The sequence below is a fragment of the Tenacibaculum sp. MAR_2010_89 genome (genome assembly GCF_900105985.1).
Taxonomy (GTDB): domain Bacteria; phylum Bacteroidota; class Bacteroidia; order Flavobacteriales; family Flavobacteriaceae; genus Polaribacter; species Polaribacter halocynthiae.
Map to the genome: position 1 here is coordinate 863,064 of NZ_FNUB01000005.1, position 20,494 is coordinate 883,557.

Genomic DNA, 20,494 nt, shown 5'->3' on the forward strand with positions numbered 1-20,494 from the left:
AACATGAGTAAAATCATTCCTAATATATTACAACGAAACGGAACAGGACAAGAACAGCGTACTATAGATGCGTTAGATCCTGAAAATTTCGAACTTCATGATTTTACGATTGAAGATTGGATTTTATTTGCGTTTAATTTTGCTGAGAAATTAAATTATTTCTCTACAGAAAATCATGAAGTAGCATCTGGAAATTGGAAAGTTTTTTTTAACAAACTAACAACATCTCAAGTGCCTTTTAGGGGTACTCGTGAATATGGAAAGCTAAAAGAAAATATAACAACAATACTTAATGATTTTACGAAAGAAGCTAGACTTTCTCCACATTTAACTTTATTTGTTTGCTTCTTAAAGTTGTTAGAGTTCTCAAAAGAAAGGTTTAATAAGTTAACTAAACGTCATTTAGATTTTTATTACAAAGAAATTCTTCAAGTAAATAATAAAGAAGCAATACCAGATCAAGCGCATGTAATTTTTGAATTAGCTAAAAAAATAACGAATCAACAGGTTAAAAAGGAAACCTTACTAGATGCAAAAAAAGATATTTCAGGAAATTCTTTAATGTATAAAACGGATGAAGATCTAACTGTAAACAAAGCCAAAGTAGGGGCTATAAAAACTATTTATAATAAAAATTCTAATAGTTTAAAAAAGATAAAAGTAAGTCATGTAGCGAATACAAAAGATGGTATAGCTGAGCCGCTTCTTGAAACTGAACCGTATTGGCACCCTTTTGGGTATCCATCAAGTGGTAAAAATGTAGATGAATTACAAGACGCAGAAATGGGGTTTTGTATAGCTTCCCCTATGTTATGGCTCCAAGAAGGAAGACGAGTAGTAACGATAACCATTAAATTTGATACTGATTTTGAAAAAGAACCATTTAAAGTAGATACACTTATTGAAAATTTAAAGTTGTATGGAAGTGGAAAAGAAAAATGGATAGAGCCTACTCTAATAGCAATTAATGATGCAAATGATGGTGATTTAGAAGTTTCTGATGAAATAAGTTTCACATTTTTTTTAGGAGAAGATACAGAAGCGATAGTAAATTATGAAGAAGAGTTTCTATTAAAAAAATATAAAACAACACATCCATTAGTTCGTTTTGTTTTTGATATATCTAATAATACGGGGTATGATTTTTATAGATTTTTAGCAAGTAATACAGTTAATAAAATAACAATAAAAACTGTTGTTGAAGGAGCTAAATCATTAATTGTTGAAAATGATAATGGTTTGGTTAAGAGTAAAAAACCTTTTCATCCTTTTACCACTCGACCTATTGAAGGATCTAACTTTAGTGTTGATTATAAAGAAGCGTTTTCTAAAAAATGGACAAGTTTTTCAGTTAATTTACGTTGGAAAAATACTCCAGAAGATTTCAAAAATTGGTATCAAGCGTATTTAAAAAAATCAAGCTACTCTTCTATTAAAACATATGGGGAAGAGTTAGCAAAAGCTATAGCTAATAGAAGTTTACTAATAGAAAATGAAGGATTTTTCAAGGCAAAAAAAAGAATGTTACATGCAGCTGGTGAAGCGAATGAAACAATAGGAGAGATAAAAAAAATATTTACTAAAGAGGTATTAGAAAAAGCTGATGAAGATGAGGTTTTTTATACTGGAAATTTTACAGCTATAAATTCAAGTAATACTTATGATGTTCATAAAGCAGGACCTTTGAAATTAACATTAGAACAATCTTTTTTTCATGATTTATATCCTCGCTTGTATGCTTTGGCAGTTAGTTCTGAAAATAAAGATGTTAATCTCCCTAATGAGCCTTACACTCCTTTGGTTGAAACAATTACAGTAGATTATGTAGCTGAAGAAACTATTCTAGTGTCAGAAGTTAGAAAAGATGAAAATCGAATTCAACTTTTTCATGAGCATCCTTTCGGAGAACATGAAGAAAATTATGCACATAAAAAATACTTACAAGAAGAAAAAAATATTATAGATATTTTTGATAAAGATACTATTCAAACTTTTTTAGTTCCTAAATACTGTTTGGGAGGACATTTATTTTTAGGAATAGAAAACCTAGAACCTCAGCAAAATATTTCTTTATTGATTCAAGTTCTTGAAGGAAGTGAAAATCCAGAAGTGGAGAGTTTTAAAGAAAATGAAAAAGTAAACTGGTCAATTTTATGTAATAATAAATGGAAAAGCCTTGAAAATGAGATTATTTCTAATAATACCGATAACTTTTTAAAATCTGGAATTGTAAAATTTTCTATACCAAAAGAAGCTAGTTTAAATAATACACTATTACCAGAAGGATATATTTGGATAAAAGCTCAAATGAATAAATCATTTGATGCAGTATGTAAGGTTATTAATATTCATGCTCAGGCAGTTCTTGCTACTTTTAAAAATAATGAAAATGAAGTAAGTCATTTAAAAAACGGATTAGCTGGTGACACTATAAAGAAAATGGTAACTCGTATACCACAAATTAAATCGATATCACAACCGTATAATACTTTTGGAGGAAGCACCCTAGAGTCTGACGATAATTTCTATCGAAGAATTAGTGAACGTCTTCGCCATAAGAATAGAGCTATAACTCTTTGGGATTACGAGCATTTAATTCTTCAACAATTTCCTGAAATCTATAAAGTAAAATGTTTAAATCATACTTCAAAAACAAGTTTTACTGCGGCAGGTCATGTTACACTTGTAGTAATTCCTGATACAGTAAATAAAAATGTGTTTGATATTTATCAACCAAGGGTAAGTAAAGCAACATTAAATAGTATTACTAATTATATAAATTCATTAAATACATTACATGTAAATGCAGTAGTAATGAACCCTATTTATGAAGAGGTAAGTATAGGATTAGAGGTTAGCTTCTATAAAGGTTTTGACGATAATTTTTATACAGAACAATTAAAATTAGATATCACAAAATTTTTATCTCCTTGGGCTTATGATGAAGCAAAAGAAATAACTTTTGGGCTTACATTACATAAAAGTGTATTGATTGATTATATAGAAAAACTATCCTATGTAGATTATTTACAAAATGTAAAAATGAATGGGGATGCTACTATTTATAAGATTACACCTAGTAATCCAAAGTCAATAGTAGTATCAGCAAAAAAACATACGGTAAGCACAGTATTAACTACCTGTAAAGGAACTAAAAAAATTATAGAGCAAACATGTCAGTTATAAACGAACCTATAAGTATTCCAAAAAATATTACTACTAAAGATGATTTAGATTTTTCTTTTTTAAGAAAAGAGGGGATTTCATATCTAGAAAGTTTTGGAGGTAAGTTATGGACTGATTTTAATTCTCACGACCCAGGAGTCACTATTTTAGAAATGTTATGCTATGCAATTACTGATTTAGGAATGCGAATGAATACACCTTTAGAAGATTTGTTGGCTTCTAAAAACCCTGATTTATCATTACAAGCTCAGTTTTATAAAGCTTCTGAAATTCTTCCGTCTAAACCAGTTAATGAGTTAGATTATAGAAAGCTATTTATTGATATAAAAGGAGTGAAAAATTGTTGGCTACGAATTTATGATAAACAAGTACATGTAGATTGTAAAAACAACAAATTAGCCTATAAAAAGTTTACTAATATTTTACCAGAATTTCAAAAGAAATTCAAATTAAAAGGGCTGTACACTTTATTAGTTGATTTAGAAGAAGGGTACTCAGATGAGTTGTTTTCAACTATTAAAACAATATATCATCAAAATAGAAATTTATGTGAAGATTTAATTGAAGTAAAACAAGTAGAAGAACAGCCAATAGCTATTTGTGCTAATGTAGATGTAGTTCCTGAAGCAGATGAAGAAAAGATATATGCCACTATTCTGTTTGAAATTGAAAATTATTTATCGCCTTCATTACAAGTTTATTCTGTTCAGCAAATGTTAGATAAAGAATATACTACTGATGAAATATTTGATGGCCCTATTTTAAAAAATGGATTTATTAATACTGAGGAACTTAAAAATGCAGATTTAAGAAAAGAAGTACGCCTTTCAGATATAATGAAATTGATTATGAATGTAGAAGGGGTTAAGCTTATTAAAGATATTTCAGTTGGTTTTTGTGATGAGAGTTTAACTCAAGAAAACAAGTGGGTAGTTTGTATTGATAAAGATAAAAAACCTGTTTTATGTGATAAGAGTTCTTTTAATTTTAGTAAGGGGTTTCTTCCTTTAAATTTAAATTATGAAAGAGTAAATACATATTTAGAACAACTAAAAGAAGACGATAAAGAAGCGCAAAAAATAGCTGATGCTGATAAAGATTTACCACTTCCTAAAGGAAATGTTGTGGCATCAAATGAGTATACTACAATTCAAAATGATTTTCCAGATACGTATGGGATTGGGCAAGAAGGATTGTCTGTTCATGTTACAAATGAAAGAAAATCAAAAGCAAAGCAATTAAAAGGATATTTAACTTTCTTTGATCAAATTTTAGCAACTTATTTTAAACATTTATCAGAGGTAAGAACACTATTGTCTGTTAGTGGGCAAGAGAAAAGAACTTACTTTACGCAAGCGATAAAAGATATTAAAGATTTTGAATCCATAGCTAATGAATACCCAGAATCAAATGATGCTGAGTTAACAAAATTACTATTAAGTCAGTTTGATAATAATATAGAAAGAAGAAATTCTATTTTAGATCATTTATTAGCACGTTTTGCTGAAAGGTTTGGTGAGTACACATTTATAATGAAAGCTTTGTATGGAACTGCTACTGATGAAATTGTATTATCAAATAAAGAAGCGTTTTTAAAAGATTACAAAGTAATAAGTAGTGACAGGGGATTGGCTTTTAATTATTATAAACAATCTGAAGAAGGGTTATGGGGTACAAATAATGTTTCAGGTTTTCAAAAGCGTATAGCTCGTTTAATGGGGATTTCTAATGAAAAAAGAAGGCATTTAACAGAAACTAACGTTGAAGTATATGACTTATTAAATAGCCATAATAAAACTGTTTATAGATGGAGGTTAAAAGATAATGATGGTGCTATTTTATTGTCAGCTACAGAAAGCTATACGAAGGTGGCATTTGCTATAGAGGAATTATATTTTGCAGTATTACAAATAGTTCAAACTAGTGAAAGTGAAATAGAAAAAGCGTTCGAAATTGGGATAAAAGATAATACAGAAATAGGATTTATAAGAATACATAAATCAACACCTTCAAAACCTTCTATTCCAGTAAAATATTCTTTTGATGTTATCAACCCTGAAAAACCAGAAAGTAGTTCTGATTATATTATAGCAAAACAATTCAAGTATCATACGAGTCTTAATGATTTAAAAGAGGCATTACTTGCTGTAGTTTCTTTTATGAAAAAAGATTTTACAGAAGAAGGAATGTTTTTAGTAGAGCATATGTTATTACGACCTGATGTAAATAGTAATGATTCAGTAAACTTTTTACCTATTTGTGCAGATGATTGTGCAGATTGTGGAACAATAGACCCATATTCATATAGAGTAAGTATTGTACTTCCAGGTTATACATATCGCTTTTCAAACCCTGATTTTAGACGCTACATGGAAGATGTTATTAGGCAAGAACTGCCAGCTCATGTTCTACCAAGAATATGTTGGGTAGGAGAACGAAAAGGTACAGTTGCTGATGATGATAACGATTTGCTACAATTTGAAGACTCTTATAAAAAATACTTGTTTGCTAAAACGAATTCGGAACAAAAACAACCTATAGAAGGGAATGAACTACAAGATTTAATGAACGCAATGCAAAAGTTAAATACTATTTATCCTGTAGGGAGATTAACAGATTGTAATGCGGAAGATGAAGCTTTAGATGGAAGAATCATATTAGGTCAATCTAGTATAGGAAATATAGCAGTAGAAAAAGAAAATAATAAAGAAATAAAGTCATAAAAATAGTACGTGTTTATTAATTAACACTGCCAAAACTTATTAGGTATGGAAACTAAACTAAAGCTAAAAGATATAACAACAGAGTACAGTAAATTTAATGCAAATCAGGTATTAACTGAAAAACAGTTAAATACATTCATTGATTATTTTGAAGATCAAAATCGTTTATCTAAATTAGGTTTAAGTGGTGTAGGACTTGTTTGTGGTTTTGAAGTATTACCTCTATTTAATACTGATAAAAATGCAGTTACTAGTATTGAAATTACTCAAGGAACTGCGGTTACAACTGATGGAGATTTAGTACAGTTTTTTGATTTAATAGCAAATAAAATTAAATCAAAAACATTTTCATTTTTTAAAAAATATGAAGATGATAAAGGTCAATATCCACGTTTTTTAAATTCTCAAGAAAAGCAGTTTAATTTATGGGAGTTACATAGTGAAAAGGATGATTCGTATACTGATTTAGCAAGTTTTGAAAACATACAAAAAATGACTGTTTTATTGTATCTAGAACAGTATTCAAAAGAAGATGTATTATGTAATAAACTAACCTGTGATAATCAAGGAATAGAGCAAATAAATAATTTACGTGTACTACTTGTAGATAGTGAAGATTTAGAAGCTATAGCTACTAGAGATGCTATTTTTTTAAAGCATAATTGGTATAAAATTAATAATGAATTACCAATAGTTGAGGCTAAAAGAGTTGTATTACATGAAAAAAACACTGAAACATTTTCTGATTTAAAAGCACAATTTAATGACGTTGTTAAAGACGAAAGTATTAGTACAGATTTAATTTTAGGATATGATGTATTACTATCAAAATTTCAAAAACCTTCAATTTCAGCAAAAATAAAATCATTGTTTAGCTTTAGTTCTTTAGCTGTTCCTTTAGATTTTCAATATAGATATGATGTTTTAAAAGATTTAATAGATACTTATAATGAAATAAAGGAACTATTACTTCATATTAATGTAAACTGTTGTCCGAGTATAGGAGCATTTCCTAAACATATTATGCTTGGTAAACTAAAAAAAGCTACAGTATATCCAGAGTTACGCCACCGTTTTTATAAATCAACTATTATAGGTAATGAAGATGAAAATCTTCAAAAAGTAGCGCTTTTAATAAATAGAGCAATTGCTATAGCTAATAGTTATATAGGAAAAGAAAAATCAGGAGAAATTGTAATTACTCCATCTCAAGCTCATACTTTTTTAAGTAACAAAGCTGTTCCTTTTTATTACAATGTCTCTTCAGATTTTTTAAAGAAATGGGATTTCAATAAAACAAAGAATTACAGGGAAAATCAAAATTTAAGCTATCATAAAAGTAAGTTGTCTTCAGCCTTAGCTATTCAAAAACCATTATCATACAATATAGATAAAAATGATTTTTACAGAATTGAAGGGCATCAAGGTAAAATGTATCGAGAGGCATTAGAAAAAATACTAAAACTTAAAAAAGATAATGGATTAAGTTTTGATGTTAAAACACTTTCAATTAATGCTACCGAACAAAATATTAATATTAATAAATACGAGTGTGAGTTTGAAGATTTGAAAATGCTTTTGAATGCATGGAGAACAGAACAGAATTGTATTTTATCAGAAGTAAGCAAAACATTTTCAGCATTCAAATTAACAGACCCTAAAGTTAATTCAGAGGTAGATAAAGTTATTTCTAGAAAAAACAAAGGTGATTTTCTTGACAAAGAATTAATGGTTGATTCTGTTCTAATGGATCGTACAGAAAGGTTCTCAAGAGAGTTAGATTTTAAAGAAGAAGTTAAACACCAATATGATACTAGTGTAAAAGAATATGAACTTTTTTTAGAAGAAGAAAATATAATTAAAAAGAGTTTGACTAAAGATAAAGACTCTCTTGGTTTTTTGATAGAACAAGTATTTGATAAAAATAAAAAAGGATCTGCAAGTGATATTATTGTAGCGTTAAATAAAGAAACTGTAGCTATTCGAGATAAAGATCTATGGAAAAAAGAACCAGAATTAAGCGATTTTATTTTAAAAGACGTTACTGAAACACTGGTGCATGCGTATGTTTTAGATGCTAAAGTGCCACTAAATATACGAGATATTGATACTAATGTTTTAGTGAATTATAAGTTAACAATTGAAGAGCTATGTAAACAAGTAAAAACATTACAAGCAAAGTATAATAGCACATCTTTAAAACTAACAATTAAACAAATATTGGGTTTATTAATAAATCAATTGTCAATTGTTTGCTGTTCAGGAAAAAAATTAGAGACACTACTTGTAGAAATAGATAAAAGAAAGAAGAAAATTTTAAAGAAAATACAACTTTCTGAATTTGTAAAACAACATCCAGGGTTAGAGCATAAAGCAGGTGTTATGCCTGGAGGAACTTTTGTAATGGTGTATGTTACAGAAAATGCTGCTGATAAAAACACATTTGATGATGTAGTGTTAAATATTGTATTTAGAAGACAACCTATTGATACAGGAAAAGAATTAGAAGAATTTTCAAAAAAAGAAAAAAAAGTATTAGGTAACACTAAAATTTTATATAAAAACGGGGGAGTAATTAATTTATGGAGTAAAAATTCAAGTGTAGAATTTTCGTTTGTAGACCGTAACTTTTTTGACTTTAAAAAAGAACGTTTTTTAGATAGAGATGTCGTTTTAGTGGGGAAAACACTTCCTGAAACGGTTAGCAATTTTTCAACTTTTTTAAATAGAACATGGTCTAGAGCAGGTTTGTCTAAAATCCTTAAGGCTGAAGAAACTTTAATGTTCAAAGACGGTTCAGTAGGAATGCAAATTTCAATTAAAGATCATTTAGTACCTAAAGATGAATACTTTTTTCAAATGTTTAATCCAGCAGTTTTAGGCAGTAATAAAAGGTTATTTTTTGATGAAAATCAAGTGATTATTGATAACGCAACATTGAAAAATACTGTAGTTGCAGATTTTTCTTTGCCATATATGTGTTGTTCAGATTGTACTCCAGTAAATTTTGTGATACCTAAAGAACCAGCATTTTTAAGTCTTCCTGTAAAAAGTGTTTGTTTGAAAAAAGATACAGAAGTAGTTCCTTTAGAGTTTTTAGTTAGGCCAATTGATGGAGAGGTGAAAGCAATACTACCTAAAGATATTCAATCTGGTGTTTTTAAAGATCCAAATGATAATAAGTATAAAATTGATATTACTAAAATAGCTAAAAGTGCATTAGCTAAACCCATCAAGTTTACGGTAAATGATGAACCTACAGATTGTGAATTAATAGTATACCCAGAATTAGAATTGTTTGTTGGTATAGAAGAACCTATTGAGTATAATAAAGAGAAAACATTAGCAAGAGTTACTTATGTTTTAGAATGGAAAGATACTGAGTTTGTAAATGAAGATTTTTTTAACTCAATTACCTATAGTTGGGATTTTATGGGGAATGGAACAAAAGTAAAACGCTCTCCTGTAAATAATAGAGTTATTGAAAATTATAAATTACCAATAAGTGAATTGTCTAATGAAGTTAATCCAGTATTAGAAATTTCATTGGGACCATGTCAAAAAAGTATTCCAATAAAAACGATAATTTTTGACACATTTACTCCTTCTGAATTAGCCATTCAGTCTTCATATTGTTTAGATTCTATGATTGAAAAAACAGCTAGAATTAAATTTTCTAATGTTAAAGGAGGCATAATACTTTTAGGAGATGATATCAAAGGATTAAAAATTGAGGGTGAAGAGTTAGTGATAGATGTGGCTGTATTTAGAGCGTTTGAACAAACTATAGAGTTTTTAGAAGATGGACAATCAACCAATGCAAGAATTGTAATTCATGAAGTAAAACAAATTTCAATTTTAGAAAGAAAAGAGTCAAGATTTATTTGGAAAAACGGACAATTGTTTTACGAAGCTGCTTTTGAAGGAGTGTTACCTGATGGTATTAAACCAATAGGTTTAACATATGGATGGAATGTTAATGGTGTAAAATCTAGTAATGAATTGTTTAATCCACATTTGTTGATTAAAGAGGGAGCAGAAAATGTATTTACAATATCATTAACCATTACAGATAATAATGGTTGCTCATCAACTGCTGAATTTATTAAAAGTATTTCATTTCCAAATTTCACAGTAACATTACCTGATGTAACATATTGTTTAAACGATAATACTCCGTATAAAGTAACTGTTGAGCCTGATTATGAAGGGGTACAGCTGTCAGGAGGAAATGTGAAGTTTAATAATGATAATAAAATTTGGGAGTTCATTCCTGCTAATTCAGGAATAACAAAATCAGGAGTAGTGACTATTAATATTATTGGAGCTTTTGCTTCAGGAACAGCTAATTTAATAGCAGCGCCTAAAGCTAATTTTACTCACAGTTTTGATGAAACTACCAAGAAGTTATCATTAACAAATAGTTCTGAAAAAGCAGATGAATATGTATGGACTATCAATGGAGATAAGAGAGATCCTCAAACTAAAAGAGTAACCATAACTGAAGACTTAAACAATTTTAATGAAGATACGATTGAAGTATCATTGACTGTGTTTAGCAAATGTGATGAGAATACTAAAACAGAGACTATTGAAATTAGAAATCCAAAAGAAAAGACATGTGAGGATAAAATTAAAAGTATTTTAATTCAAGAACAAAATACCTTTAAAGAGGAAGATAAATTAATTGAGTTAGATGATTTAGAAATAAAAAGAATAGTTGATAATGTAATAATACCAACTAAAGGGTTATATGGTTTGGTATTAGAAGAACTATCTGCTTATTTAAACGGCTCAAAGAATTCAATTTTAGAAAAGCAGTTTTTAATTTTATTAGATAATACTTCTGTATTATTAAATAAAGATAAAAGTAGTAGTGTTCTTAAAAAATATTATAGAAGTCAAGTAAAATTATTTATGAGTATTCTTCATTGTCAAGAAGTAAAGACTTTAGAAGATGCTGAGAAAAATATAAGTACTAGGTTAAAAAATATATTGAATACTATTGATACAGATTTAAGTGGCTTTAAAGAATCTGGAATTAAGTTAGATATAAATGACGTGTTACCAGAAATAATTTCTTTAAAAACATTTTTAGAAAACTGCGCTGAAATCAATAAATCGGAAAGTTTAAAGAATTTTATAACCAAGAATTTAATAACTAAGCTATGATTGCGAAAACTGAACATAGCATAGAAAAAGTTTTTGTTGAGGTAAACACAAAAAGTAAAAAAGTAGCGAATGAATATAAAAATTCAATGGAAGCTTTTTTACAGGAAGAAGTTTTTCCTCTAATCAATGAATATTTTAATTCGTTAGAAGTTGAATCAAATTCAGAAATGATTATTCAACAAATATCGAAACTGGCTATTGAAGTTAACGTGTCAAAAAGAAATAAATCATTATGTTTTAAAAATACAAAACAACAAATAAGGCAACAGTTTTTAGAAAAGTTAGAAGCAGTTTTAAATAAACCTGAGATGAATGAATTGGAAATTAATTCAGTAACTGTTTCGAATTCTAAAGTAAATACATTTTTTTATTTTTTAGAGAATGGCACTTTTCCTTGGTGGAATAATAATAATAATAAAGATTTTTTTTCTAAAAAAATATTATTTCAAATTACCGAAAACGAAAATTTTCAAATTAAGTTTTTAAAAGCTATTCAAAATGAAAAAGTAAAAAAACGATTAGTCAATCAATTTTTTGATAATGAACTTTGTTTGTTATTTCTAGGGATATTAAATAAACCAAAAGGATTAAATGAGGTTTTGTCATTCATTTCTAAAGCAAAAAAAATACCAGAAGAAAAGAGAAAAAGCATATGGTTTTATGTTGTGGAAGCAGTATTGGTAAAAGATTTTTTGAAGGTAGTTAAAGCAATTGAAAAAAATGATATTCAATTAAAAGATAAAAAGCAGCTGAATAAAATAGGTATTGAATTAAATGAAAAGCATACAGAATTACAAGGTGGATTTAATATAACTAGAGATGACTTAGGTAAGAAGAGTAATTTAAATTATGTTTTAGAATTTTTTTATGCAGCCTTGCCAGAATTAAAAGAGAATAAAGAAAGTGAAAAAGAAGATTTTGTTAATTCTAGTAGAGATAAGCTAAATGAAAAAAATATTAAAGAACAAATATTTAAAAAAGGAAAAGAGGCTATAAAAATAAATGATGTAGAGAAAGAAAAAGACTTTTTTTTAAGAAGCAAGGAGAAGTCATTACTTCAAGAAAAGGGAAGTTTTTTGCCTGAAAAGCCAGAAGAGTTAGTTTTAAAAACAAAAATAAACAAAGAGAATTTAAAATTAGAAGGGTTTCAAAAAATAAAAGAATCAACGAAAGAAGAGTTCAATAGAGCAAATGATAATTCGAAGACAGAAGAAATCAATCGTAGTACTAATAGAAAACCAAGGGAAGAGTCTGAAGTTTTGTCAAAGGGTGGTATAAATAAAGAACTTCTTTTTGAGAAAGAGAATGTGAAAATTAAGAAGGAAAATAAGGTTGATGTGGTTGATCAAAAAACTAATACAGTAACAAATAAATTAAACGTAGATAAATCTTCTGAAAAAAAAATAGCTAAAACACATAAAAAAGAACAAAAGGAGAAATTAAAGAATAAAACAGAAAACAGGAAAGAAAATGAATCCTCTAAAACAGTTAAAAAAGTTGAGAATGAGATAGAGAAGAGAGAGGATGAAATTCTAGAAAATAGAAAGAGAATTATTCATGATAGATTGTATTCTAATAATTTTAAGAAAACTGAAAGAAAGTTTGAATTAGATGTAAACAAAAGTGTAAAGAAGAATGAAGAAAGTGAATTAATAGTTCAAGAGAGAATTAACATTCAAGAGTCGTTTGATGAATTAAATATTCAAATAGTAAAAAATGAAACAGGAGTTGCTAATCAAGCAAAATCATATTTTGTAGAAAACGCAGGGTTAATTTTAATACATCCATTTTTAAAGCAGTTTTTTAATTCGTGTAATTTTTTAAATGCTGAGAATAAGATAATAAAACCAATTCAAGCAGTTCACTTGTTACATTATGTAGCTACAAAGAAAGAAAGACAGGTAGAGAGTAATTTAGTCTTTGAAAAATTTTTGTGCAATGTTCCAATAAATCATTCAATACCTAGAAATATTAAGTTGTCTGAAGAATTAAAAGAGAAAGCAGAAGAACTAATGAAAGCTGTAACTCAAAATTGGGAAGTGCTTAAAAAATCGTCTCCAGATCTTATTAGAAATGAATTTATACAAAGGGTAGGTAAATTAGATTTAACTAAAGATAACCCGAATATTACTATTGAAAGAAAAGTGCATGATATATTGTTAGATAAGTTACCATGGAATTATAGTATGTGTAAACTACCATGGATGAAGGGGTTAATTTTTACAAACTGGTAATTTTAAAATTGATGTAATGAAACGAAGAATAAGAAAAATACAACCACAAATAGTAAAAAAAGACTCTCTTTTCTTTAAACCAAATATCCAAACAAAATTAAAAATGGGTAGTTCTGGAGATAAGTATGAGGTAGAAGCTGATAAAATGGCTGATAAAGTGGTTAATAGTAAAAATGAAGGAGGTTTATTACAAAGAAAAAAGGTGGATGATGAGATCCAAAAGAAATCATTAGCATCTGAAGTAACACCATTAATCCAGAAAATGGAAAGTTCAGAAGAAGAAATAGTTCAAAAGCAAGAAGAAGAATCTGTTCAAACAAAGGAAGAGGAAAATATTCAAGAAAAAGAAGAGGAAGAAATACAATCTAAAATAAAAAATTCAAAATCAATAGCTAAACCACAGTCTTCTTTTGAAGGTAAATTAAGAAAAGGAAGTGGAGGCCAAAAAATGGATGCTCAAACGCTAAGTGAAATGGAGTCAGGCTTTGGTGCAGATTTTAATAACGTAAAAATACATAATGATTTGGGCGCATCTCAAATGAGTAAAAAAATAGGCGCGCAGGCATTTACACATGGAAATGATATTTATTTTAATAAAGGAAAATATAACCCTAATTCAAGAGAAGGAAAGCATTTATTAGTTCATGAATTAACGCATACTATTCAACAAAAGGGAATGGTACAAAAGAAGGTTCAAAGAAAACCTGACTCAGCAGTTCCTGCTAATAATCAAAAAGATAAAAATACTTTAGAAAAATATAAAACAGCATTTCCTTTTTTCTATGCTTATATGAATGATCACTTTGGAGAGTATTTAACTGGGAGTGAAAAAATAAAAAAGGCTTTACTTAAAAATTCCGTAGGTATTTTAACTCCTGAAAAAATTAAAGAAACAACTGATTTTGAAAATGGAAATGGTCCTAAAATAGAATTAGTAGAGTTTTCGAACCCAAATCAAAACGGAGAATATTTTTATCAAGGGAATACAATTAAACTAAATTACAAACTAGTAGAGAAGTATGAAGAAGTACTCTCTAATCCTAATGCAACTGCTGAGCAAAAAAATGCGATTAGTATAAGTTTGAATCAAGTTTTGATAAATGAATTTACTCATTATGGAGATGCTTTAGATGGTATAGATGCTATACAAAATAATCAAGGACAGGTGATAAATAATCCATTACCAGGAGAAGGGGCTGAGGGTAATTTTACTTCGACTTATGATGAAGGGAATGAAGCCGTAGCAGAAATTTTTGAATTTTATGGTTCGTCAATGATATATGGTTTACAAAACTATGCAGCACACGAAAAAGGTATTTACCTTGACCCTAACACCCTTAAAGAAATAGAAAAAGATCCTTCATTGATTGATAAAAGTTTAATACCTCCAATACCTAAAATAAAATAAAAAATGTTTGTAGCTAAACAAAATAATTCAAGTAAACCATCTTCATCATCGACTTCAAAGTCGAATAATTTTATACAGCCTAAACTAAAGGTGGTAAAGTCAGAAGATCAACAAGAAGCTACAAAAAACAAAAAACAAGAAAAAAATAAGAAAACTAAAGAAACACCAAAATTCTTTGCGGCAAAAGCACAAACAAAAGGATTAGATACGGTAATTAATTCTAAAAATAAACAAAAAGAAGAAGGTAAGGAGAATTCAAAAGAGAAAGAAACTGGAGATGAATTAGTCGTAAAAGAGGTAAGTGCAAAACAAGTTACTATAGAGAGCAGCAGTGGTGAAAATACAATAAAAGATGTAGCAAAAGGAAAAGGTGGAAAAGGATTGGTAGAAGCTAAAAATAAAGAAGAAAAACAAAAAGCTGAAGGTGAAAAAGAAAAAGGAGCTTTAGGTAAAAAAGTCGCAGAAAAAACAACACCAAGAAATCCAAAAGAAGATCCGAATTTTAAAAAGCTTGAAGGAAAACTAAAAAAAACATCAAAACAACAACAACAACACGAAGATTCAAAAACGTCAGCATCAGTAGCACAAAGTGCTGCGGTTTCTCCAGAGAATGAACGTGTGAGTATGGCACAATCTGGACAGGTTGAAGTAATGGCTGAAGCAGAACCAGGTACATTTAATGCGGTAGATTTTAAAGCAAAATTAATGAAACGCATTGAAGGAATGCAGTTGCCTAAAAATCAAGATGAAGCTGCTAATTTTGATGAGAATAATAATATTGATGAGGTAAATCAGTCTGCTACGCAAGATGTAGAAAATGAAAAAACTGCAGCAGCAGGGCCAGTAGAACAAACATCACAACAAGAGCCCAATGTTGGAGCAATACCACAACGAGAAGTAACACCATTACCTGCGGCTCCAATAGGGAATAAACCAGCAACGGCAAATCCAAAAAAGGCAATGCCTCCAAAACGAGGAAATGCAGAAGTTAATAAACCACTTGAAGATAATGTTGCTGAGGTAGACCAACAAATGGCAATGAATAAAGTAACTGATGAACAGTTAGAAAAATCTAACGAACCATCTTTTACGCAAGGTTTAGATGCTAAAAATGAAGCTAAAAAAGATGCGGCAACTGCGCCAGCACAATTACGTCAGAAAGAAAAAGGAGTACTTCAAAATGCTAAAGCTGGAGCGGCTGGAAAAGAGCAAGTAGGTTTAGCAGGAATGCATCAAGATAGAAGTAAACTATTAACTCAGGTTACAGGATCACAAACCAAAACAGGGGGGAAAGATACTTCGGAGCGTACCCGAATTGCAACTGAAATAAATAAAATTTATGAAAACTCTAAAACAGCTGTTGAAAAAATACTTACTGATCTAGATACTACTGTAAAAGCAACTTTTAAAGCAGGAACGGAACTCGCTAAAATGAAATTTGAAAATCATGTAGCTTCTAAAATGAGAGCTTATAAAGCGAGGCGTTATAGTGGTGTGTCAGGAAAGTTAAAATGGGTTAAAGATAAGTTCGCTGGGATGCCAGATGAAGTAAATGATTTCTTTGTTACTGGTCGTAAAGAGTATATTAATACGATGGATAAGGTAATAACTAAAGTAGCAGAGTATGTAGCAACTAAGTTAACTGAAGCCAAAACAAGAGTTACTACAGGTAAACAAGAAGTTCAGGAATATGTAACATCGTTGCCTCAAAACCTTCAAAAATTAGGAAAAGAAGCCGCAGAAGAAATCAATGATAAATTTGACGAATTAGAAGATTCTGTAAATAGTAAACAAGACGAACTAATTGATAGTTTAGCAGAGCAATACATGGAGGGGTTAAATGCTGTTGATGCACGAATCGAAGAAATGAAAGCTGCAAATAGAGGACTTATAGATGCAGCATTAGGATTTATAAATGGTATTATAGAAACCATTAAAAAGCTGAGAGATTTAATAGCAACATTATTAGCAGAAATTCAGAATGCTATGGATGTTATTATGGAAGATCCTATAGGTTTTGTTGCTACATTATTTGACGGAGTAGGAAAAGGAATTGATATGTTCATGGCTAACATTCAAAAACATATGTTAGGTGGTTTTGTAACGTGGCTAACAGGAGCTATGGGACCGGTAGGAATTACTATTCCAGATAATTTATTTAGTCTCAAAGGAATTTTCAGTTTGGTAATGCAAGTACTTGGATTGTCATGGGATTTTGTACGTAAAAAATCAGTACTACTCATGGGTGAACCAATGGTAGCTGCTATGGAAAAAGGCTTTGAAATGTTTCAGATTATTAGAGAAAAAGGAGTTTCTGGAATCTGGGAATATATCAAAGAGCAGTTTACAGATCTTAAAGAAACTATTATAGAATCTATAAAGAGCATGTTAATTACGCAAGTAATAGAAGCCGGTATAAAATGGTTATTAAGTTTATTAATTCCAGGAGCAGGGTTTATAAAAGCTATTATGGCAATTAAAGATCTTATTGTATTTTTTGTACAGTCTGCAATTATGTTAATTCCATCATTAATTCAAGCTATTAAATCGTTAGCCAGTGGTAATGTAGCAGGTGTTGCAAAAGCAATTGAAAAAGGATTAGCAATGCTATTACCACTTGTTATAAGTCTTTTTGCTAAACTAATAGGTTTAGGGGGGCTTGTGAAAAAAGTACAGAAAATAATTAAAAAAGTACGTAAACGTATAGATCGTGCGGTTACAAAAATGATTAAGAAAGCGAAGAAGAAATTCAATAAAATTTTAGGGAAAAAGAAGCCTAAAAAAGGACAAGCTAAAAAAATTAAAAAAGATAATAAAAAACAAAAACCAGATAAAATTACTGCCAAAGACAAGGCAAAGCATAAAAAAATAATTAATAAAATAGAAAAAAAGTTAAAACCAAAAGCGAAAAAAGGAGAAGCTTTTGATAAATTTTATGCGAGAAAGAAAAAAGAAGCAAAAACATTAGAAAACAAATATCAACCCCAATTAAAAAAAGGCATTAACCTAGATATTAAATTTAATGAATTAGCAAATGACAGAAAAGATAATGATGTTGATATAAATATAAAAATAGCTCCAAATACAGCAAGAGGTAAGTTTAAAGCAGATGGAGACGATTCAAAAGAACAAAAATTTAATCCATTATTACTAGAAAAAGTAGGTAAACTAATAACCAATAAAGACGGAACAATAGATAAAAGAAAGCTAGCAGTATTTAGAAAAGGAAGCCCTCAAAATAAATTTAAGCCAGAAACAGGTTCCGATTTTCAAGCGTATAGAATTGTAGAAGAAACAGAAGGCAAAAAAGTAAAATCTGTAATTATTTACCTTATGCCAAAAGCTAAAAAAGCAGGACTTAAACAAGTCTATATTGATGATAATGGTCATTTAAAAGAAGGGAAATCAAAAAAATATATTGCACCCCATAATCATTTCATTCCAAATGAAATAACATTAACAGAAAGTGGTGGAGTTTACAAAGCGGTGTATACCACAAAATATGCAGATGGATCAGATAAAAAAGATGGTAAAGTACCAGAGTTTGAAATTAATATTTCGTTTGATGAAGCAATTAAAGAAGTTCCAGACGCTACAGAATCTAGAAGTGTTAAAGGAAAGAACTTAAAATTAAAAGATGCTGATGGAATAGGAAGAGGTAAATGGGATGGAGGAAAAGCAGGAAAAAATAGTGATTTTCCAGGTTTTGATAACGCACATATTATTGGGGATCAATTTGGAGGGTCAGGTAAAAATTGGGCATTAAACATTCACCCATCATCTTCTACCTATAATCAAAAAGAAATGGCTTCTGTAGAAAATAGAATGTCAACTGCTTTTGGAGCTAGCTTTTTTAATATGGAAGTAAACGCTTTTCTTAAAGATGATGTTAATGTTTCTAGTTCTCTTAAAAAAATATTAGAAAATGAGTTTTTTGAAGATAATAAAGGAGAAAAAGTAAAAAAGAAAGAAAACGCAAAAATACAAAGTAAAGCAAAAAGCTCATTAAAAACAGCGCTACATAAAGCAATGTTGGTAGATATAGAAAAAGCACCTGCTAAATTTATGAAAACTAAATATAGTGCTAGAAGTATTTCGGGAGACGGAAAAACAGCACAAATTAAATTACAAGATAAATTAAAAAAACAAGGTGAAAGTAAAAAAGAATTTGATGGTTTCACAAAAAGAAATGAAATACATGAAGGAAAAGATAGAAGTAAATTACAAAAAGAGTTTTTTAACGATGAAAATAAAGAAATAGAAGCTTATGACGATTTTAAATTTGAAAATAAAGGAAAAGATGTATCAATAGGAAAGGATGCAGATTATGAAATAGCTTTAGAAAATTATAAAAAACGAGTAGCATCTGATGGAACCAAGACTACAAAAGCCAAATAATTAATGGAAAAACTAAAAACAGCATTAATAGAAAATAAGACTACTGGATTAATCGGATTTTTAAAGCAAATTATTTTAAAAAGGTTTGAAAAAGAATTTTATAATAATGATATAGTGGTAGGAGAAATAGTTTTTGAAGATTCCGACAAAGAGTTAGTTGATTTTATAAGAAAAAAGAAATTATCAGAAACAGAAGTGGTACTTCTTTTGTTAACTTATATTCCAAATATTTTACCAAACTTACTTTCAGAAAGTATATCTAAATACCTGCCAGAAGGAGGAGATTTTCCTGGTTTTGGAGGAGTCAAAGGAAAAAATCATAGAGGGATTTTACCCACCGGAGAATCGTTTTTGTATATCCTCTCAGGAAATGATATTGAATACAGAGGTGTATTGATAAATTTTATTTTAAATAATAGCGTTTTGTTTAAAGATAGTATAATAGAACTTGAAAAAGTTCCTTATGGAGAACCTAAAATGTCAGGTAAATTAATATTATCCGAAGAATATGTTCATTTGTTTTTAACAGGAAAAGAATTAAAACCACAATTAAGTCAAGATTTCCCTGCAAGTTTAATAACTACTGATATGGAATGGGGTGATTTAGTATTACAAGAAAAAACACTTAGTGATGTTAAAGAAATTGAGAATTGGCTAGCTTATAAAGAAGTGTTAATGAACGATTGGGGTATGGGAGCTAAAATTAAACCAGGATATCGAGTGTTGTTTTGTGGTGCTCCTGGTACAGGAAAAACATTAACGGCCAGTTTGTTGGGTAAGTATACTGAGCGTGATGTGTATCGAGTAGATTTGTCAATGGTTGTCTCAAAGTATATTGGAGAAACAGAAAAAAACCTGTCTAAATTATTTGATAAATCTATTGATCAAGATTGGATTCTGTTTTTTGATGAAGCTGACTCTATATTTGGTAAACGTACAAGTGTTAGAGATGCTCATGATAAATACGCAAATCAAGAAGTGTCGTATCTGTTGCAACGTATTGAAGCACATCCAGGGCTTATTATACTAGCATCGAATTTTAAAAATAATATAGACTCAGCTTTTACTCGTCGTTTTCATAATATTATAGAATTCGAAGCTCCAGGTTATGAAGAGAGAATTCAGTTATGGAGAAAGAATTTACCGATAAATATTGAGTTAGAGTCATCAATAACAGTTGAAGAACTAGCAAAAAAATATAGTATTACAGGGTCAAATATTGTAAATATTATTCAATATGCTTGTTTACAAACCATAGCAAATAACAAAAATAAAATTCAAAGGAAATATTTATTAGAAGGTGTAAAAAGAGAGTATTCAAAAGAAGGTAAAACAATTAATATTAGCATGTGATTTTCTGTTATTTCATTATA

General features: G+C 29.1%; 7 protein-coding genes. All 7 read left to right on the plus strand.

The window, feature by feature from the left end:
- Window positions 1–3 precede the first annotated feature (3 nt).
- Genes BLV71_RS07570 through BLV71_RS07600 form a run of 7 tightly spaced genes read left to right on the plus strand, consistent with a single transcriptional unit; the run spans window position 4 to window position 20,474 of the window.
- Window positions 4–3,186: a baseplate J/gp47 family protein gene (locus BLV71_RS07570; protein WP_093869959.1), complete on the plus strand. Its 3,183-nt coding sequence runs from the start codon at window positions 4–6 to the stop codon at window positions 3,184–3,186.
- Window positions 3,174–5,909: a hypothetical protein gene (locus BLV71_RS07575; RefSeq protein ID WP_093869960.1), complete on the plus strand. Its 2,736-nt coding sequence runs from the start codon at window positions 3,174–3,176 to the stop codon at window positions 5,907–5,909. The genes BLV71_RS07570 and BLV71_RS07575 overlap by 13 nt, the downstream gene beginning before the upstream one ends.
- Before the next feature lie 45 nt (window positions 5,910–5,954).
- A complete protein-coding gene (locus BLV71_RS07580) occupies window positions 5,955–11,081 on the plus strand; it encodes a PKD domain-containing protein (RefSeq protein ID WP_093869961.1) in 5,127 nt (1,708 codons plus the stop codon).
- Window positions 11,078–13,315: a contractile injection system tape measure protein gene (locus BLV71_RS07585; RefSeq protein WP_093869962.1), complete on the plus strand. Its 2,238-nt coding sequence runs from the start codon at window positions 11,078–11,080 to the stop codon at window positions 13,313–13,315. The genes BLV71_RS07580 and BLV71_RS07585 overlap by 4 nt, the downstream gene beginning before the upstream one ends.
- Window positions 13,316–13,331: 16 nt before the next feature.
- Window positions 13,332–14,723: an eCIS core domain-containing protein gene (locus tag BLV71_RS07590; RefSeq protein ID WP_093869963.1), complete on the plus strand. Its 1,392-nt coding sequence runs from the start codon at window positions 13,332–13,334 to the stop codon at window positions 14,721–14,723.
- Between the two features lie 3 nt (window positions 14,724–14,726).
- Window positions 14,727–19,121: a DNA/RNA non-specific endonuclease gene (locus BLV71_RS07595; protein ID WP_093869964.1), complete on the plus strand. Its 4,395-nt coding sequence runs from the start codon at window positions 14,727–14,729 to the stop codon at window positions 19,119–19,121.
- Between the two features lie 3 nt (window positions 19,122–19,124).
- Window positions 19,125–20,474, plus strand: coding sequence for an ATP-binding protein (locus tag BLV71_RS07600; RefSeq protein ID WP_093869965.1), 1,350 nt, complete (start codon window positions 19,125–19,127; stop codon window positions 20,472–20,474).
- Window positions 20,475–20,494: the final 20 nt, after the last annotated feature.